Origin of the sequence: Pseudomonas sp. NFACC32-1 (genome assembly GCF_900101215.1) — a bacterium.
Classification (GTDB): domain Bacteria; phylum Pseudomonadota; class Gammaproteobacteria; order Pseudomonadales; family Pseudomonadaceae; genus Aquipseudomonas.
The window spans coordinates 21359-38065 of sequence record NZ_FMUL01000025.1 but is presented as its reverse complement, the minus strand read 5'-3'; the positions used below and the strand labels follow the sequence as shown (position 1 = coordinate 38065).

Genomic DNA, 16707 nt, shown 5'->3' with positions numbered 1-16707 from the left:
ATGACGACCCCGACCACTGCCTCCCCTGCCCTCAAGGAAATCTTCAACGCCGCGCGCCTGGAACACATCGCCAGCCAAATGAGCGCGGTGTACCCGGCATTCGATGCCAAGGCCTTCCTGCGCATGGCCAACGACGGGCTGGCCGAGTTGTCGGTGATGCAACGCATGGCCCGGGTCAGCGAATGCCTGCATGCGGTGCTGCCCCTGAGCTATGAAGCCTCGCTGGACGTGCTGCGGGACCTGGCCCCGCGCCTGAACAGCATGTTCGTCAGCATGTTCCTGCCGCACTATGTCGCCTGCCATGGCCGGCACGCCTTCGACCTGTCCCTGGACGCGCTCAAGTATTTCACCCGGTTCGGCTCTTCGGAATTCGCGGTGCGGCACTTCCTGCGCGATGATCTGGAACGCTGCCTCAAGGTCATGCACACCTGGGCGCTGGATCCCAACGAGCACGTACGACGCCTGGCCAGCGAAGGCAGCCGTCCGCGGCTACCGTGGTCGTTTCACCTGGAGCCGATCCAGGCCAACCCCGAGCTCACCGCCGCTATCCTGGAGACCCTCAAGGCCGATAGCAGCCTCTATGTGCGCAAGTCCGTGGCCAATCATCTCAACGATGTGACCAAGCAGCATCCCGACTGGGTGCTCGACCGGATCGAAGGCTGGCCGCTGCAAGACCGCCATACCGCCTGGATCGCCCGACATGCGCTGCGCAGCCTGATCAAGCAGGGCGATCCCAGGGCGCTGGCCGTCATCGGGGTCGGCGGCAAGGCCCAGGTCCAGGTTTCGGAATTGAAGGTGACGCCTGGGGTGATTCGCCTCGGAGACCAGATCACGCTGTCCTTCAAGGTGCAATCCACCCTGGAAAAGCCCCAGCGCCTGGTGATCGACTATGCCATCGATTATGTGAAAGCCTCGGGCGGCACCTCGGCCAAGGTCTTCAAGCTAAAGACCTTCGATCTGCCGGCCCACGGCTGCGTCGCCCTGAGTCGCTCCCAATTCATCCGCGAGCTGACCACTCGCCGGCACTACGCGGGCCGGCATGCGGTGCACCTGCTGGTCAATGGCGAGCGATTGGGCAGCACGGCGTTCGATATCCTTGGGTGACGCCCAGTCAGACCGCCACCATCCGTGGCGCCTGGCGGATATTCTGCAGGAAACGCTCCGCCGGCAACGGATGGCCCAGCAGGTAGCCTTGCAACGAATCGCAGCCCAACCGGGTCAGGAAGCTCTGCTGCACATCGGTCTCCACACCTTCGGCGACAATGCGCAGGCCCAGGGCCTGGCCGAGGGCGACAATGGCCGAGACGATGGCCGCATCGTCGCTGTCATGCTCCAGGTCACGCACGAAACCGCGATCGATCTTCAATTCATTGGCCGGAAGGCGCTTGAGGTACATCAGGCTCGAATAGCCGGTACCGAAGTCGTCGATGGACAAGTCCACGCCCATGTCCGATAGCTGTTGCAACACCGTCATGCTCGCATCCGCGTCGCTCATGGCCGTGGTTTCAGTGATTTCCAGGGTCAGGCTGTTGGCCGGCAGGCAGTGCGTCGCCAGCGCCGTGGCCACGCTTTGCACCAGGCCCGCGTGGCAGAACTGCAACGCCGACAGGTTCACCGCGATGCGCCAGTCGGTATAGCCGAGCACGTACCATTCGCGCATCTGGCGACAGGCCTCGTTGAGCACCCATTCGCCGATGGCGATGATCAGGCCGGTCTTTTCCGCCAGGTCGATGAAGGTATCGGGCATCAACAGGCCCTGGGTCGGATGAACCCAGCGCAACAAGGCCTCGGCACCGACCGGACGACCGTTGGCGGCGTCGAACTTGGGCTGGTAATGCAGGCTGAACTGCCGCTGTTCGACGGCGATACGCAGATCCTGAAGCAGTTGCAGCTGGCGGCGGGCATTGCTGTTCATCGACGCGTCGAAAAAACTGTAGCCGTTCTTGCCAGTGCCTTTGGCGTGATACATCGCCGCATCGGCATTCATCAGCAACTCTTCGGCGCTATGGCCGTTGCCCGGATACAGCGCAATGCCGACGCTGGCGGAAATCTGCAGCTCATGCTCGGCGACCCGGAACGTACGACCGATCAACCCCACCTGGCGCGCCGCCAGCCGCAAGGCGTCATCCGCTTCGGCCAATTGCACCAGCAACACGAATTCGTCACCGCCAATTCGCGCCAGGGTGTCCTGGCTGCGCAGGTCTTCGCGCAGGCGCAGGGCCACCTCGCGCAACAACAGGTCACCCATGTGATGACCGAAAGCGTCGTTGACCGGCTTGAAGCCGTCCAGGTCGATGAACATCAAGGCAAAGCAACCGCCCTGCTCCCGCACCCGGTACATCGCCTGGCCGATGCGGTCGGCCAGCAACACGCGGTTGGGCAACCCGGTCAGGGGGTCGTGCAAGGCCAGCTGGGTCAATTCCCGGTTGGCCAGGGTCAAGGATTGCGCCAGCTCCGCGGTGCGGGCTTCCAGGCGAGCGTCGAGTATCGATGTCAGCAAGGCAATGGACAGCACCGCCAGGGTCGTGATCAGCACCAGGTTGTCCAGGCCCTTGCCGCTCAATCCGCCAAGGGCGCCGCAGAAACTGCCCTCGCTGAACCGTGCCCCGGCCATGCCGGTGTAGTGCATGCCGACAATGGCAATACCCATGATCACCGCCGCGCCGGCACGTGCCAGTCGTACGTGCGGCGTGTTCTGGCGCAGGCGAAAGGCGATCCACAAGGCAGCCGCCGAAGCCCCCACCGCGATCACCAGCGAGGCGCCGAACAGCGTCGGGTCGTAGTCGATCCCCGGCTGCATCTGCAGCGCTGCCATGCCGGTGTAGTGCATGGCACTGATGCCGGCCCCCATGAACAGCGCGCCGAAAGCCAACTGCCAGGCAGGCAGCCGGGGCTGGCTGACCAGCCACAGGGCGAAACCGCAGGAAAGGATGGCGATCAGCAACGACAGCGCGGTGATCGAGACGTCGTAGCCAAGCTCTATGGGCAGGGTGAACGCCAGCATGCCGATGAAATGCATGGACCAGACACCCACCCCCATCGCCAGCGCGCCACCGGTCATCCACAACCGGGCGGCGCGCCCCTGGGTGGTGGCGATACGGCCGGCCAGGTCCAGCGCGGTATAAGACGCCAGGACAGCGACCAGGAGGGAAATCAAAACAAGGGCGGGGGAATAACTGCCGATAAGCATGGATGTTTTCTCGTACTGAAGCCGAACTGCCTCCATGCCCGGTTTAGGTTGCGATTGTACACAAGCGCGCCGCAGACGCATCGCCACAAATATCAAAAAGCCATTATTTGCGACGAAAGACACTTCGCGCCCCAGCCCCTGATGGCGAGCGCTGGCTGACTCGCATACAAGAAGTGCCTGCCGATATGCACGTTGCCGATCGGGTCAGGTGCCGACTCATTGGTCTTGCAAAAAAACACACTGATCCAAAGCCTGTTTGGCTAAGCTGGGGAGGCCTTATAAGGAGATTGCAGCCATGCCAGTGCACGACACCCGAACCACGAACACCGCGCTGCTGGTGATCGACGTACAGAACGATTTCATCCCAGGTGGCCAACTGGCCGTTCCAGGGGGCGATGAAATCGTGCCGTTGATCAACCGGCTGGGCCGCTCATTCAGGCAGGTCATTCTCGCGCAGGACTGGCACCCTGCCGGGCATGCCTCGTTTGCCTCCAGTCATCCGGGCAGACAACCTTTCGACCTGATCGAACTGCCCTACGGCGAGCAGAAGCTCTGGCCCGACCACTGCATCCAGGGTACCCAGGGCGCCGAGCTGCACCCGGCACTGGACCTGCCCCACGCACAGCTGATCATTCGCAAGGGGTGCAACCCGGGCATCGACAGTTATTCGGCCTTCATGGAAGCTGACCGCCAGACTCCCACCGGCCTGACCGGCTACCTCAAGGAACGCGGCATCGACACCGTATACCTGGTGGGCCTGGCCCTGGATTTCTGCGTGATGTTCTCGGCCCTGGATGCCCGGGCGGCGGGGTTCAATGCCTTCGTGCTGCTCGACGCCTGCCGGGGTATCGACACCGAGGGCTCGATGGAATCGGCAATCCGGCGGATGCAGGAAGCGAACGTAGAGCTGATCCAGTCCAGCGTCCTGACAGGCTAGGCTCTGGTGTCCATGTCCTTCCTGCCCCGTACCCACCCACGTCTCTGCGCCGCCGCACTGTTGGGGATGACGGCGGGTGTGCTGGCGCCCGCCGACTCGGTCATCGGCAGGATCCTGATCGGCTGGAATGTCGGGGTCTGGACGTACCTGGCATTGATGTTCTGGCTGACCGTGAAGGCCAAGGCACCCGATGTCCGGCGCATCGCCGAAATCGAAGACGAGAACGCCGGGCTGGTCCTGCTGATGGTCTGCATCGCGGCAATGGCCAGCCTGGCGACCATCACCCTGGAACTGGCCGGCAGCCGTGACCTGCAGGCATCCGGCAAGCTGCTGCACTATGGCTTCACCGCACTCACGGTGCTGGGTTCATGGTTGCTGATCGGCATGATCTTCAGTGTCCACTATGCACGACTGTATTACACCTGGGACGGCAAGGAGCCGGCCTTGCGCTTCGCCGAAGGCCTGACCACGCCCAACTATTGGGACTTCCTTTATTTCTCGTTCACCATCGGCGTGGCGGTGCAGACCTCGGACGTGGGCGTCGCCACCCGGCAGTTGCGCAAGATCGTGCTGGCACAATCGTTGATCGGCTTCGTGTTCAACACCGCGATCCTGGGGTTCTCGATCAATATCGCGGCGGGGTTGTTCGGGTGAAAGGGACCGCTTCGCGCTCCTGCGGGGATAAATCCCCTCGCCACGGGAAACCGTAGCCTATGACTGGGGCGTCGCCAGCCACAGCCTGAACCGCGCGCCGCCCAGGGGCGAGGGCTCGACCGTCAACGTGCCGCCCTGGGCCTCCAGGGCGCGGCGACTGATGGCCAGGCCGAGGCCGAAGCCGCCGGTGGCACGGTCACGGCTGCGATCCAGGCGGTAGAACGGCTCGAACACCCGCTCGCGCTCGTCGTCGGGAATGCCGATGCCATCGTCGTCCACCCAGATCTCGCAGCCCTGGTCGCTGACCAGCACCCCGACCTGGATGCGCTTTTCGCAATAGCGCATGGCGTTGCGCAACAGATTCTGCAGCGCCCGGGCGGTCAGGCGCGGATCCAGCACGAAACGCTCCAGGGTGCCGTGCAACAGCACGTCGATCACCACGTCCGGCGCTGCCAGGTCTTCGTCGACACTGCCCAGGATGCTGTCGATGAACTCATCCAGCGGCACTTCGACCCGCTCGGGCAAACGCTCGGGGTTCTGCAGGCGACTGTAGGACAGCAACTCCAGCACCAGTTCGTCCAGCTCGCGAATGTGCGCCACCAACCCTTGCAGGCGTTCGCGGCTGGCCGGTGGCAGGTCATCGGACAATGCCAGGGCCAGGCCGAAGTCGAGCCGGGTCAAGGGTGTGCGCAGTTCGTGGGAGACGGCGTTGAGCAAGTCGCGCTGCTGGTTGAGCAGGTTCTCGATGTCGCCGGCCATGGTATCGAACACATGGGCCAGGCTGCCGATGTTGGAGCTGGAGGCGATGAGGGTTCGTTCGCTCAAATGCCCCTTGCCGAAACGTTCGGCGGTGCGCTTGAGGCGCTCCAGATCGCGCCAGTGGGGGCGCAGCCAGAGCAACAGGCAGGCGAGCAGCGTCGCGCCGATCAACACGTTGATGCTCCAGTACAACCAGCTGACATCGGCCGGATCCGGCGGCACGACCATCTTGACCGCCACCTGCCCGTCCAGGGGCGACACCGCCAGGGTCCGCCAGCCCCATTCGCCGAGGCGCACCACGTTCTCACCGCGCTTGAGGCGCGCCTGCTCGTCGGGGCTGAAACCGCTGTCGTCGATGGACGCCAGCTCGATGCGCAGCGGGTCGAATTCCTTGTCCATCTGCGCCGCCAGCGCCGGCCACTGCGCCACGGGCGCTGCATGGAACTGCTTGACCATCAGGGTTTGCAGGCCACGTGAATAGTCGAGGTTATAGGTCAGGAAGCGCTCGTGGAACAGGCGGATCACCAGTTCGGGCATCAGGTAGATCGCCGCGCTGTAGGAGACGATGGTCACCAGGTAAAGACGGATCAGCAGTTTCCACATGGGCTCAGCATTCCCACTCGGAACGGCTGAACAGGTAACCCTTGCCCCACACGGTCTTGATCTTGCGCGCCTCGCCGGCGTTGTCGTCGAACTTGCGGCGCAGCTTGGATATCGCCACGTCCACCGAACGGTCGGTGCCGTTGAACTCGATGCCCCGCAGGCGTTGCAGGATCTGGTCGCGGCTCAGCACTTCCCCCGAATGCCGTGCCAGCACCACCAGCAGGTTGTATTCGCCACTGGACAGTTCCACCGGCTGGCCGCGCCAGATCACGGTGCGCTCGGACAAGTCGATGCACAGGTTGCCCATCAGGATGCGGTCGTTGGCCGTCTGGGGTTCGGTGAGGCTGCTGCGCCGCAGCAAGGTGCGGACCCGCGCCAGCAATACCCGTGGCTCGCAGGGCTTGGTGACGTAGTCGTCGGCGCCCATCTCCAGGCCGAGCACCTGGTCGTGACTGTCGTCCCGGGCGGTGAGCATCAGGATCGGCAACGTCGCCGAGTCGGCCCGCAGCAGACGGCAGACCTGCAAGCCGTCCAGCCCTGGCAGCATGAGGTCGAGGATCACCAGGTCCGGCGGGTCGACCCGCGCCCGCTCACGCACATGATCGCCACGGCTGAGCACGCTGACCTGATAGCCGTTGCGCTCCAGGTAACTGGCGATCAGTTCGCAGAGGGCGGTGTCGTCTTCGACCAGGAGGATGTTGGGCATCGTGTTTCCAGAAAGTGCTGGGGCGCCTGGAAAGGCCTCATCGCGGGCAAGCTCGCCCCCACAGGGTTCGCGTGATCATTGTGGGGGCGAGCTTGCTCGCGATGGCGATAGGACAAGCGCGGAAAATCTCAAGCAGCCAAGGATATACGCCCTCACCCACCCGCGAACAAAACCCTTACACAATTTCACACACCCCCTACAAAGCTTTACCGTTGCCTGCGGCCGCCCCCCGTAGCATGGCAGCGTTCATTATTGGGGAAGCACCATGTCAACGAACACCTTCGCCACCCTGGGCCTGTTGCTCGGGGCGCTGCTGTTGAGCGCCTGCGACAGCGCCTTGCCCCCGGCCGACGAAGCGCCGCTGGCCACCGTAACCATCGAAACGATCCAGGCCCGGCCGCTGTCCATCAGCAGTGAACTGAGCGGGCGCATCGCCGCGCCGCGAACCGCCGAAGTACGTGCACGCGTTCCCGGCGTGGTGTTGCAACGGGTGTATCGCGAAGGCACTGATGTGAAGAAAGGCGATGTGCTGTTCCGCATCGACCCGGCCCCGTTCAAGGCCGACCTGGACAGCGCCGAAGCCGCGTTGCGCAAGGCAGAGGCCAACGCGTTCCAGGCCCGCCTGCAAGAGCAACGTTATTCGCAGTTGATCGCCGACAATGCCATCAGCGGCCAGGACTATGACAATGCCCGCTCGGCCGTCCGCCAGACTGCCGCCGATGTCGCCGCCAACAAGGCCGCCGTGGAGCGGGCCAGGCTGAACCTGGACTATGCCACGGTCACCGCGCCGATTGCCGGGCGCATCGGCCGGGCACTGGTGACCGAGGGCGCGCTGGTGGGCCAGAACGAAACCACGCCGCTGGCCCTGATCCAGCAGTTGAATCCGATCCATGCCGACCTTACGCAATCGACCCGCGAACTCAACGAGCTGCGCCGGGCCTTGCGCTCCGGACAGTTGCAGCAGGTCGGCCAGGACCAGGCCAAGGCCACGTTGATCCAGGACGACGGCAGCCTCTACCCGTTGCCGGGCAAGCTGCTGTTCACCGACATCGCCGTCGACCCGGGCACCGGCCAGATCACCCTGCGCAGCGAATTTCCCAACCCTGACCTCGACCTGTTGCCGGGCAGCTTCGTGCGCGTACGCCTGGAGCAAGCCTTCGATCGGCAAGGCATCAGCGTGCCACAACAGGCCATCCAGCGAGACAGCGCCGGCGTGGCCCAGGTATTGCTGCTCGACGCGCAACAACAGGTCAGCCTGCAACCGGTGGAACTGGGCGCCGTACAAAACGACCGCTGGATCGTCACCCACGGCCTGAAGCCCGGCGACCGCATCGTGGTGCAAGGCCTGCAACACGCCCGCCCCGGTGAAAAAGTCCGGATCGACGACTCCCCTCTTCCCCTTGCCCAGGTCCCTGGGCAGTAAGCAGGACGTTTCCTATGCCGCAGTTCTTTATCGACCGCCCGGTGTTCGCCTGGGTGGTGGCGTTGTTCATCCTGCTGGCCGGTGCGCTGGCCATCCCGAAGCTGCCGGTGGCGCAGTACCCAGACGTCGCGCCACCGCAGATCGAGATCTATGCGGTATACCCGGGCGCCTCGGCGCAGACCGTGGACGAAAGCGTGGTCAGCCTGATCGAAGAAGAGCTCAACGGCGCCGACAACCTGTTGTACTTCGGTTCCCAGAGCAGCCTGGGCAGCGCCACCATCACCGCGACGTTCCAGCCCGGGACCAACCCCGAACTGGCCCAGGTCGACGTACAGAATCGCCTCAAGGCCGTGGAGTCGCGCCTGCCTCAGGCGGTCACTCAGCAAGGCCTGCAGGTGGACAAGGTCTCGGCCGGGTTCCTGTTGCTGATCACCCTGACCTCCAGTGACGGCAAGCTCGACGATGTGGCCCTCAGCGATTACCTGGCGCGCAACGTGATGAACGAGATCAAGCGCCTGGACGGTGTCGGCAAGGCGCAGTTGTACGGCGCCGAACGGGCGATGCGGATCTGGATCGACCCACAGAAGCTGCTGAGCTTCAACCTGACGCCGGCCGACGTCAACGCCGCCATCGTGGCGCAGAATGCCCAGGTGTCGGCGGGCAGCATCGGTGATCTGCCGACCCGTACCACCCAGGAAATCACCGCGACCGTCCTGGTCAAGGGCCAACTGTCGACGCCTGAAGAATTCGCCGACATCGTGCTCAAGGCCAATCCCGACGGCTCCACCGTGCGCATCGCCGATGTGGCCCGGGTCGAGGTCGGCAGCCAGGAATATCAATTTTCCACGCGCTTGAACGGCAAGCCGTCCACCGCCGTCAGCGTGCAGTTGTCACCCGGGGCCAACGCCCTGAGCACGGCGACCCTGGTACGGGAAAAAATGGACGAACTGGCGCGCTATTTTCCGGCCGGCGTGGAATACAAGATCCCCTACGACACCTCGCCTTTCGTCAAAGTCTCTATCACCAAAGTGGTCTATACCCTCGGCGAGGCCATGCTGCTGGTGTTCGCCGTGATGTTCCTGTTCCTGCAGAACATCCGCTACACCTTGATCCCGACCCTGGTGGTGCCCGTGGCGCTGATGGGGACGTTCGCCACCATGCTTGCCCTGGGTTTTTCCATCAACGTGCTGACCATGTTCGGCATGGTGCTGGCCATCGGCATCCTGGTGGACGACGCCATCGTGGTGGTGGAGAACGTCGAGCGGATCATGGCCAGCGAGGGCTTGTCCCCCAGGGAAGCGACGCGCAAGGCGATGCGGCAGATCACCGGCGCGATCGTCGGCATCACCCTGGTGCTGGTGGCGGTGTTCATTCCGATGGCGTTCATGCAAGGCTCGGTGGGGGTCATCTATCGGCAGTTCTCGCTGTCCATGGCCACGTCGATTCTGTTTTCAGCCTTCCTCGCCTTGACGTTGACCCCGGCGCTTTGCGCGACCTTGTTAAAACCCATCGCCCAGGGCGAACACCACGCCAAAGGCGGATTCTTCGGCTGGTTCAATCGGCGTTTCGATCAATTGAGTGATCGTTATCAAGGTTGGGTGGCCTATGCATTGAAACGCACCGGGCGCTATCTGCTGATCTACGGCGTATTGCTGGTGAGCCTGGGCCTGCTGTTCAGTCGCTTGCCCTCCTCCTTCCTGCCGGTGGAAGACCAGGGCTATACCATCACCGATATCCAGCTGCCGCCCGGCGCGAGCAAGAACCGCACGGTGCAGGTGGTCGAGCAGATCGAGTCGCACAACGCCGGCGAGCCGGGGGTGGGCGACAGCACGGTGATCCTCGGCTTCAGCTTTTCCGGCAGCGGGCAGAATGCCGCGCTGGCGTTCACCACCCTCAAGGACTGGTCGGACCGTGGCAGCGACGACTCGGCAAGCTCCATTGCCGAGCGCGCCAACCAGGCCTTCGGCCGGATCAAGGATGCCGTGGCCTTCGCTGTTCTCCCGCCGCCAGTGGATGGCCTGGGGACTTCCAGCGGTTTCGAGTTCCGCTTGCAGGATCGCGGTGGGCTCGGCCACGCCACCCTCATGCAGGCTCGCAGCGAATTGCTCGCCGCCGCTGAAAAAAGCCCGGTGCTGATGAACGTGCGCGAGAGTGCCCTGGCCGAAGCGCCGCAAGTGCAATTGGAAGTGGACCGTAAGCAAGCCAATGCCTTGGGGGTGTCTTTCGCCGACGTCGGCAACGTGCTGGCGACTGCCGTGGGCTCAAGCTACATCAACGACTTCCCCAACCAGGGGCGGATGCAGCGGGTGGTGGTCCAGGCCGAAGGCGATCAACGCAGCCAGGTCGCCGATCTGTTGAAGATCCATGTGCGCAACGACAGCGGGAAAATGGTGCCGCTGTCGGCCTTTGTCCAGGCCCGATGGACCCAGGGCCCGACACAACTGACCCGCTACAACGGCTACCCGGCCATCAGCATTTCCGGCGAACCGGCGCCTGGCCACAGCACCGGCGAAGCCATGGCGGAAATCGAACGCCTGGTGGCCCGAGGTCCGGCGGGACTGGGCCAGGAATGGACCGGGCTGTCGTTGCAGGAGCGCCTGTCCGGCAGCCAGGCGCCGATCCTGCTGGGCCTGTCGCTGCTGGTGGTGTTCCTGTGCCTGGCGGCGCTCTATGAGAGCTGGTCGATCCCCACCTCGGTCCTGCTGGTGGTACCACTGGGCGTGCTCGGCGCGGTGCTGGCGGTGTCGTTGCGCGGCATGCCCAACGATGTGTTCTTCAAGGTGGGGCTGGTCACCATCATCGGCCTGTCGGCCAAGAACGCCATCCTGATCATCGAGTTCGCCAAGAGCCTCTACGACGAAGGCCATGACCTGGTCGATGCCACGCTCCAGGCCGCGCGCTTGCGCCTGCGTCCGATCATCATGACCTCCCTGGCCTTCATCCTCGGCGTGGTACCCCTGGCCATCGCTACCGGCGCCAGTTCGGCGAGCCAGCAGGCCATCGGCACCGGGGTGATTGGCGGGATGATCACCGCGACATTGGCGGTGGTGTTCGTGCCGGTGTTTTTCGTGGGGGTGATGAAGCTGGCGAGACAGCGCAGCAAGGGGATTCTGGAAGACTTTGAAAATCTGAAAGATCAACCATAAAAATACGGCTTTGTACAGTTGTCATGTCTGACAGTATACAGGCGGGAAAGATGGGTCTTAGATGAACATTCCATGCCAATGACATCGCAGGATGCCCGCTGGATCTCCCGCCGAACATTACGGAGCTTATATCCATGAGCAACGCAAGTACGAAACCAGCCCTGGACCCTCTCGGGTCGGAAGTCAACTTCACGGCCAACCTGGAGGACAATTCAAACTTCAGCGCAGTCATGACCACATTGAAAGGTTCTACCACCCCTAAACGGGGTGAAGTGTGGATCGTGGTGGCAACCGAATGGAAAAACAACCGGCCAAGAACCTTCACGATCATCTTTTCCAAAGACATCAAGGAAGAAACGGACGCTGTCATCACGGTCGATGATGCGCACGTCAACCTGCTCTACAACAACTATGACGATCCGGATGCGCCGACATTGCAACGGGCACGCTCAGGCAAGATCACCTACCAGGTTGGGCCGGGCATGTGTTTCAGCGGATCGTTCGAAGCGCAAATCGATAAAGCTCAAGGAGGTGGCACTTACCTGTGCACCGGCAACTTCGATACGGCACTCAGTTGGTAGTCATGGTCTGGAAAGAGTCAAAAAAAGAGCCCTGGCTGTTTTAACCAGGGCTCTTTTTGCACGCATTACCTTTTATGGGCAGGACAGGTGCCGGCTGCGTATCACCACTTGAATTGCACGCCGACGGTTCCACCTATCGGCATTTCAATGCCCTTGCCATTCATGTATTCGACTTCCGCATGGGCCTGCCAGCGCTCCGACAGGTTCACGGCAATGCCCGCGCCCAACTCGACCCGCGACCCCGAAAGATCATTATTGAATACGTTGTTATTGACTTTCACTTCATTGTTCTTGGAAAACTCGTGGGCGAATGCCGCGCGTACATAAGGTTGTACCGTCGCGCCATTGTCCAGTTGCATGTCCCGACCCGCCGTGACACCGGCCTTGCCAAGGAACGAATAGGTACGATCACCTTCGGCCTGAAGGCCATTGTCCAGATGGTAATCCTTGCCCTGGATAGCCACGGCAGACCATTGGGTGAATGGCTCGATGAAGTAACCGTCGTCCAGTTTGATGTTACGACCGACCTCCACCGAACCACCGAGACCATTGTTGTCGTAATCACCCTTGGAACGCTTGCCATCGCTCATGCCGACCTTGGCATCGTTCTGGAAACGGTTGAGTTTCAGTACGCTGTCGACGTAGTAGCCACTGACATCATCCATCCAGGTCAGGTAGGTACCGACGTAGTAACTTTTGATCGTACCGGAAGTACCACGATGCAGGTCCAGGTCAGAAGTGCTGTGACCGGCCATGACCCCCAGCAGCCATTGTCCATCGCCCATCGGCAACGGTGCGTCGGCACCCAGGGTGAAGCCGTGCTGGGCCTGGCGATAGCCCGCGCCATAACTGTCGGAAACGTTGTATTTGTTGCCATAGGCCCTGATCCAGGCACCGGATTTCTGCGAGTTGAAGCGCAACTCCCCCATCCGGCTGCGCAACGACATCATTTCACCGTACCAGACGGTCGGCGCAGTGTTGAACAGTGCCATGACCGCCCGGGTGGAAGGGCTGACGGTGCGGGCGGTAGGATCCAGGAACCAATCGTTGCCCGTATCGCTCTGCTTCAAGCCGTAGGAGTAGGCGCCCAGGTCAACCTCACCACCGGCATTGGCCAGGGAGAACGAGGCGTCCCCGCCGCCGGTATGGACCACCTGGATGGGTTGGCCGCTGGCCGGATCGACGCCGCTGCTGGCGATCATGAGTTGATGATTACCCGTGGCCGTGCCCGTGACATTGAGGAAATCGGTCTGGTTGGTCGAGAAGTCAGTGCCGATTGCAAACAGGCCACTGCCGGACAAGGTGTCTACGTTCAATCGATAGAACGCATTATCGGCGCCGAACCGCACGGTGCCGCCATTGAGCACCAGGTCGCCGACCTGGCTGTCGCCCGTCATGGTCCAACCCGATTGCTCATCGATACTGGCCGTGGCCACGTTATCCATGATGCCGGTCATCTGCGAACCCTGCTGCAGGGCCACCGTTGCAGTGCCACCCGCCTCGGCCCGTACATCCCCGGTCAAGGTAGCCTGGGTGAGGTTCAACGCGGCCCTGCTGTCGCCAGCGACCTGGACATTACCCGTCAGGTTGCTGAGCCCGACGTTCATCACCGCATCGCCTGCCTCCTTCACTTCGAGAATGGTGCCGTTGCTGCCGGTCAACGTCGAGCCGTTGAGCACATCGATCCGGGAAGCCGGTGCGGTGGCGCCCGCGTAATCCACGACAATGGCCGAACCGTTCCTGCCCTCGACGCTCGATCCATCGAGGGTCAACTGATTGCCTGCTGCCACACCCCCTTCAAGGCGCAGTACCGCGCCGTTCTGACCACCGATGATGCGGGTTCCATCGCTTGCGGAAGCCGACCCGCCCAGCAGCGCCAGGCCAAAACTGTCGGCGTTCGTCCCTTCGACCACTGAGTTTGAAAACGTCAGGGCACTGAAGGCCGTCGCACGAGCCCCACCGGTCGCGCCGGTGAAACGACTATTGACCGCCGTGACCGTCGAACCGGTGGGAGTACCGACCACGTGAGCTGCCTGTAGGCCTATATTGTTGCTGGTGACGGTGCTGCCAGTGATGGTAGCGGTGCTGTTGACCAGTTCGAGGCCCGCAAGCGCATCGCCGCCGGTGACCGTCGAGTTGATCAGGTTCACCGTCGAGCCGTCGGAAGCTGAAATGTCCAAGGTGGCGGCACCATTGGCATTCAACGTGGACTCAAAAGCAAGGATGTCCAGGGTCTGCGCCCCATTTACGTTCAATGTGGCCTCTTGTGTGAGCCCCCACGACTCCACGGCATAGCCGTCGGTAATGGTCTGGCTGCCACCCACCAGTGTCCCGCCGAGCACGGATTCAGGGAGTAATAAAGAAAAACACAGCGATGAACCGCCAAGCCAGATTGCCGTCCTTGGCCGTGTCCCATTGTATTTTATTGACCACATATAGAATTACCCTCACAAGTCCTTCCGACGGAAGACCTAGCTAGTGGGCGGACGAAAGCCCTCCACCCAAGACGGCCGGTAAACTACAGATCTATACAAAGGCGGTATGTAGGAATAGTCTGGTGACGATCTAGGATTTATCTTCAATAGATTCGAATGTCGGAGGAAAGAGCAATTCCTCCCTCCGACATCGCCGTATCGAAAATTAGCCATCGGCCTCATCGCAGTAGTTGAAACTGGTATTGAGAAACCTGACTTCATTGAACAGTGCAGTCGAAGGGTCTGGGACGCCTGGAACCTCATACCATATCTTTATCCAACCGTTGGGCTGACTGCTGCCATTCGGAGGCTGGATCGGCTTTAATTTTTCCAGATAGGGTTGGACATCCAGAACGAACTCTCCATTGGGCTCCATACCTGTCACTCTATAGGTATCGCTGAATTGTGTGCCCGGGACTTCTGTGTTTCCCGTTGCATCAGTGGTCCCGACGGACTTTACTGTGACGACAGTACCGGCCGGCATATAAGCCGAGTCGATTTGAACAGTCACGGGCAGCTCAAAAAAAGATTCTTCCTTCAAAGAGAGGCATGTCACAAATGTGCCATCAAAGAGATAAACGGTAGGCGCTGGCATTGTGACAAGAACTGGATCGACCGTGATCGTCTTGTCCGGTGATTTCATTCTATTACGACCGCCGTCCTCTTCAATTGTCCAGTAGACAGTGATGGAGCCGACTTTAAAATCAAATCCATTATTAGGGTCCATAGCATAAGACAATATGCCTGTAACGGGCCCGGCAGGTATGTCCTCGCTGTAGATCTCGTTACCGTCATACCAGAGCTTGGCTTTTTCATCACCCAGCGCTGTCCAGGTCGTAGGGCCGGAAATCATGGGTGTGCTGATGGTCGCGATTTTGTCGCGATTCTTCGAAGTTATACGGTCTACATTGCCCTCGAAGTCTACGACTGTCACGACGTCCATGTCTTTGTTTTCCAGACTGGGGAAATCTGGATTCACCGGGCCCCGATAGGTGAAATCTAGCTGGGTGTCGAATACGGCGGAAGGAATCGGCGAATCCGTTCCCCTCAGGTAGTTATACCTGGCAAAGATATCCACGGGTGCCGTAGCGTTATCCCAAAGCGCCAGAATTCTGCTTTTGGTCGCTACGAACTGGAGCATCGGCGCCGTACCTAACGGCAGCGAACCCAACTCGAAAGCCCTACCGGTTTTGCCGATAATCATCGAAACCCTGTCGTCGTCCAGCCCATTCGTTGCACGATCAACGTTGATGTAGACGGGCGTTTCAATATCTTTGAGATCGATTGCGTCCGGCGGAACCCCTTTGGGGATGACGCATTCAAAAAGTCCAGGTGGCGGAAGACGTACAACGGCTACACGCGTCGAGAAAGAGTCCTCACTGGCATTCCCCACGATATCGGTCAACACATACCAGATGAAATAAGTGCCATCGATTTTAGGCAGTTTATCCTTGGGAACGGAAACCGTCCCGGAGGTCAAAAACTGTGAGTGTATCGGCGTTCCGGTGCCATAGTTGGTTTCCGCGTAGACATCGATATTGTCATCCGGGCGATAGAACGGGTAACCAATATGAATGCTGAGTTCAAGCGCTGAATTATTGTCAAGCCAGTCATCATCGATAGTGCTGGCGGGCAAATTCAACAGGTCGGGAGGGTCCGGCTGAAATTTCTGCCCTGAAGCCTTGTCCTGCTCTGGTGCAGTCCGGTCAACTTCGGCCTTGAACCACGGTGATCGGTCCGGATTACCAGTACCTCCTTGGACAATAGAGAATCGATACTCGTAGGCGGTTGATCCACGAAGCAGATCGTCATCGACAAGGGATGTCGTAGCCACGGGTATTTCAATCTCCGGTGGACGGTTTCCTATGGCGCCGAACGAGTCGCTTGCGATTGTAGTGACTACTCCACTCTTGTCCCTGTGCTGCAATATATATGCATCGCCATCATGGGGGTTCACAATCTTACTGATTGGAAATCGAAAAATCATGGGCCCCGGATCCAGCACCGATAAAGGAATAAGATCGTCGACAATCTGGCCATCGATGCTAGGAGGATCAACCAAGACACCCGACTCGGCCCCGGTTGTACGCAGTGCCGATCGCGAGCGTTCAGCGACTTCGTTCAACGTCAGTTCCTCACCATCCAAGTTCACGACATTACTTTTGACAGTCATTTTTGTTTCTCCTTGAGAAATGAATGAGGTCAGCCCGTCGAGCAAAAATTCGATACAACTC

Annotated in this window: 11 protein-coding genes; 6 read left to right on the top strand and 5 right to left on the bottom strand. The window is 60.9% G+C overall.

Annotation, left to right across the window (positions count from 1 at the left end; all coding sequences use genetic code 11):
- On the top strand, positions 1–1104 hold the full coding sequence (locus tag BLP99_RS25435) for a DNA alkylation repair protein (RefSeq protein ID WP_072432308.1): 1104 nt from the start codon (positions 1–3) through the stop codon (positions 1102–1104).
- A gap of 7 nt (positions 1105–1111) precedes the next feature.
- Here the strand turns inward: BLP99_RS25435 and BLP99_RS25430 are convergent, their stop codons facing one another.
- The gene (locus tag BLP99_RS25430) at positions 1112–3226 is read right to left on the bottom strand and encodes a putative bifunctional diguanylate cyclase/phosphodiesterase (protein ID WP_072399013.1); all 2115 of its coding nucleotides are present in this window, start codon (positions 3224–3226) and stop codon (positions 1112–1114) included.
- A 259-nt stretch (positions 3227–3485) separates the two neighbouring features.
- Here BLP99_RS25430 and pncA point away from each other — a divergent pair, with 259 nt between their 5' ends.
- Both pncA and BLP99_RS25420 read left to right on the top strand, forming a co-directional pair.
- Positions 3486–4127 (top strand): bifunctional nicotinamidase/pyrazinamidase, encoded by a 642-nt coding sequence (gene pncA, locus BLP99_RS25425; RefSeq protein ID WP_072399014.1) that lies wholly within the window; start codon positions 3486–3488, stop codon positions 4125–4127.
- A gap of 12 nt (positions 4128–4139) precedes the next feature.
- Positions 4140–4781: a DUF1345 domain-containing protein gene (locus BLP99_RS25420; protein WP_092182120.1), complete on the top strand. Its 642-nt coding sequence runs from the start codon at positions 4140–4142 to the stop codon at positions 4779–4781.
- A gap of 57 nt (positions 4782–4838) precedes the next feature.
- Here the strand turns inward: BLP99_RS25420 and BLP99_RS25415 are convergent, their stop codons facing one another.
- Both BLP99_RS25415 and BLP99_RS25410 read right to left on the bottom strand, forming a co-directional pair.
- Complete coding sequence (locus BLP99_RS25415) at positions 4839–6143, bottom strand: ATP-binding protein (protein ID WP_072399016.1); 1305 nt, start codon at positions 6141–6143, stop codon at positions 4839–4841.
- A gap of 4 nt (positions 6144–6147) precedes the next feature.
- Positions 6148–6849: a response regulator transcription factor gene (locus BLP99_RS25410; protein ID WP_072399017.1), complete on the bottom strand. Its 702-nt coding sequence runs from the start codon at positions 6847–6849 to the stop codon at positions 6148–6150.
- 265 nt (positions 6850–7114) lie between these two features.
- Here BLP99_RS25410 and BLP99_RS25405 point away from each other — a divergent pair, with 265 nt between their 5' ends.
- The 3 genes from BLP99_RS25405 to BLP99_RS25395 all read left to right on the top strand — a co-directional run bounded on the left by BLP99_RS25405 (position 7115) and on the right by BLP99_RS25395 (position 11999).
- The gene (locus BLP99_RS25405; protein WP_072459638.1) at positions 7115–8272 is read left to right on the top strand and encodes an efflux RND transporter periplasmic adaptor subunit; all 1158 of its coding nucleotides are present in this window, start codon (positions 7115–7117) and stop codon (positions 8270–8272) included.
- Positions 8273–8286: 14 nt separating this feature from the next.
- Positions 8287–11418 (top strand): efflux RND transporter permease subunit, encoded by a 3132-nt coding sequence (locus tag BLP99_RS25400; RefSeq protein WP_072459637.1) that lies wholly within the window; start codon positions 8287–8289, stop codon positions 11416–11418.
- Positions 11419–11552: 134 nt separating this feature from the next.
- Complete coding sequence (locus BLP99_RS25395) at positions 11553–11999, top strand: hypothetical protein (protein WP_072399020.1); 447 nt, start codon at positions 11553–11555, stop codon at positions 11997–11999.
- A gap of 101 nt (positions 12000–12100) precedes the next feature.
- Here BLP99_RS25395 and BLP99_RS25390 read toward each other — a convergent pair whose 3' ends face one another.
- Together BLP99_RS25390 and BLP99_RS25385 are read right to left on the bottom strand one after the other, a co-directional pair.
- Positions 12101–14341: an autotransporter outer membrane beta-barrel domain-containing protein gene (locus BLP99_RS25390; protein WP_256327897.1), complete on the bottom strand. Its 2241-nt coding sequence runs from the start codon at positions 14339–14341 to the stop codon at positions 12101–12103.
- A gap of 298 nt (positions 14342–14639) precedes the next feature.
- Positions 14640–16646, bottom strand: coding sequence for a hypothetical protein (locus tag BLP99_RS25385; RefSeq protein WP_092182117.1), 2007 nt, complete (start codon positions 16644–16646; stop codon positions 14640–14642).
- Positions 16647–16707 lie beyond the last annotated feature (61 nt).

Excerpts from the sequence above, each read along its gene's own strand:
- BLP99_RS25435 (WP_072432308.1), top strand. The coding sequence starts at position 1 with ATGACGACCCCGACCACTGCCTCCCCTGCCCTCAAGGAAATCTTCAAC.
- BLP99_RS25430 (WP_072399013.1), bottom strand. The coding sequence starts at position 3,226 with ATGGAGGCAGTTCGGCTTCAGTACGAGAAAACATCCATGCTTATCGGC.
- pncA (WP_072399014.1), top strand. The coding sequence starts at position 3,486 with ATGCCAGTGCACGACACCCGAACCACGAACACCGCGCTGCTGGTGATC.
- BLP99_RS25420 (WP_092182120.1), top strand. The coding sequence starts at position 4,140 with ATGTCCTTCCTGCCCCGTACCCACCCACGTCTCTGCGCCGCCGCACTG.
- BLP99_RS25415 (WP_072399016.1), bottom strand. The coding sequence starts at position 6,143 with ATGTGGAAACTGCTGATCCGTCTTTACCTGGTGACCATCGTCTCCTAC.
- BLP99_RS25410 (WP_072399017.1), bottom strand. The coding sequence starts at position 6,849 with ATGCCCAACATCCTCCTGGTCGAAGACGACACCGCCCTCTGCGAACTG.
- BLP99_RS25405 (WP_072459638.1), top strand. The coding sequence starts at position 7,115 with ATGTCAACGAACACCTTCGCCACCCTGGGCCTGTTGCTCGGGGCGCTG.
- BLP99_RS25400 (WP_072459637.1), top strand. The coding sequence starts at position 8,287 with ATGCCGCAGTTCTTTATCGACCGCCCGGTGTTCGCCTGGGTGGTGGCG.
- BLP99_RS25395 (WP_072399020.1), top strand. The coding sequence starts at position 11,553 with ATGAGCAACGCAAGTACGAAACCAGCCCTGGACCCTCTCGGGTCGGAA.
- BLP99_RS25385 (WP_092182117.1), bottom strand. The coding sequence starts at position 16,646 with ATGACTGTCAAAAGTAATGTCGTGAACTTGGATGGTGAGGAACTGACG.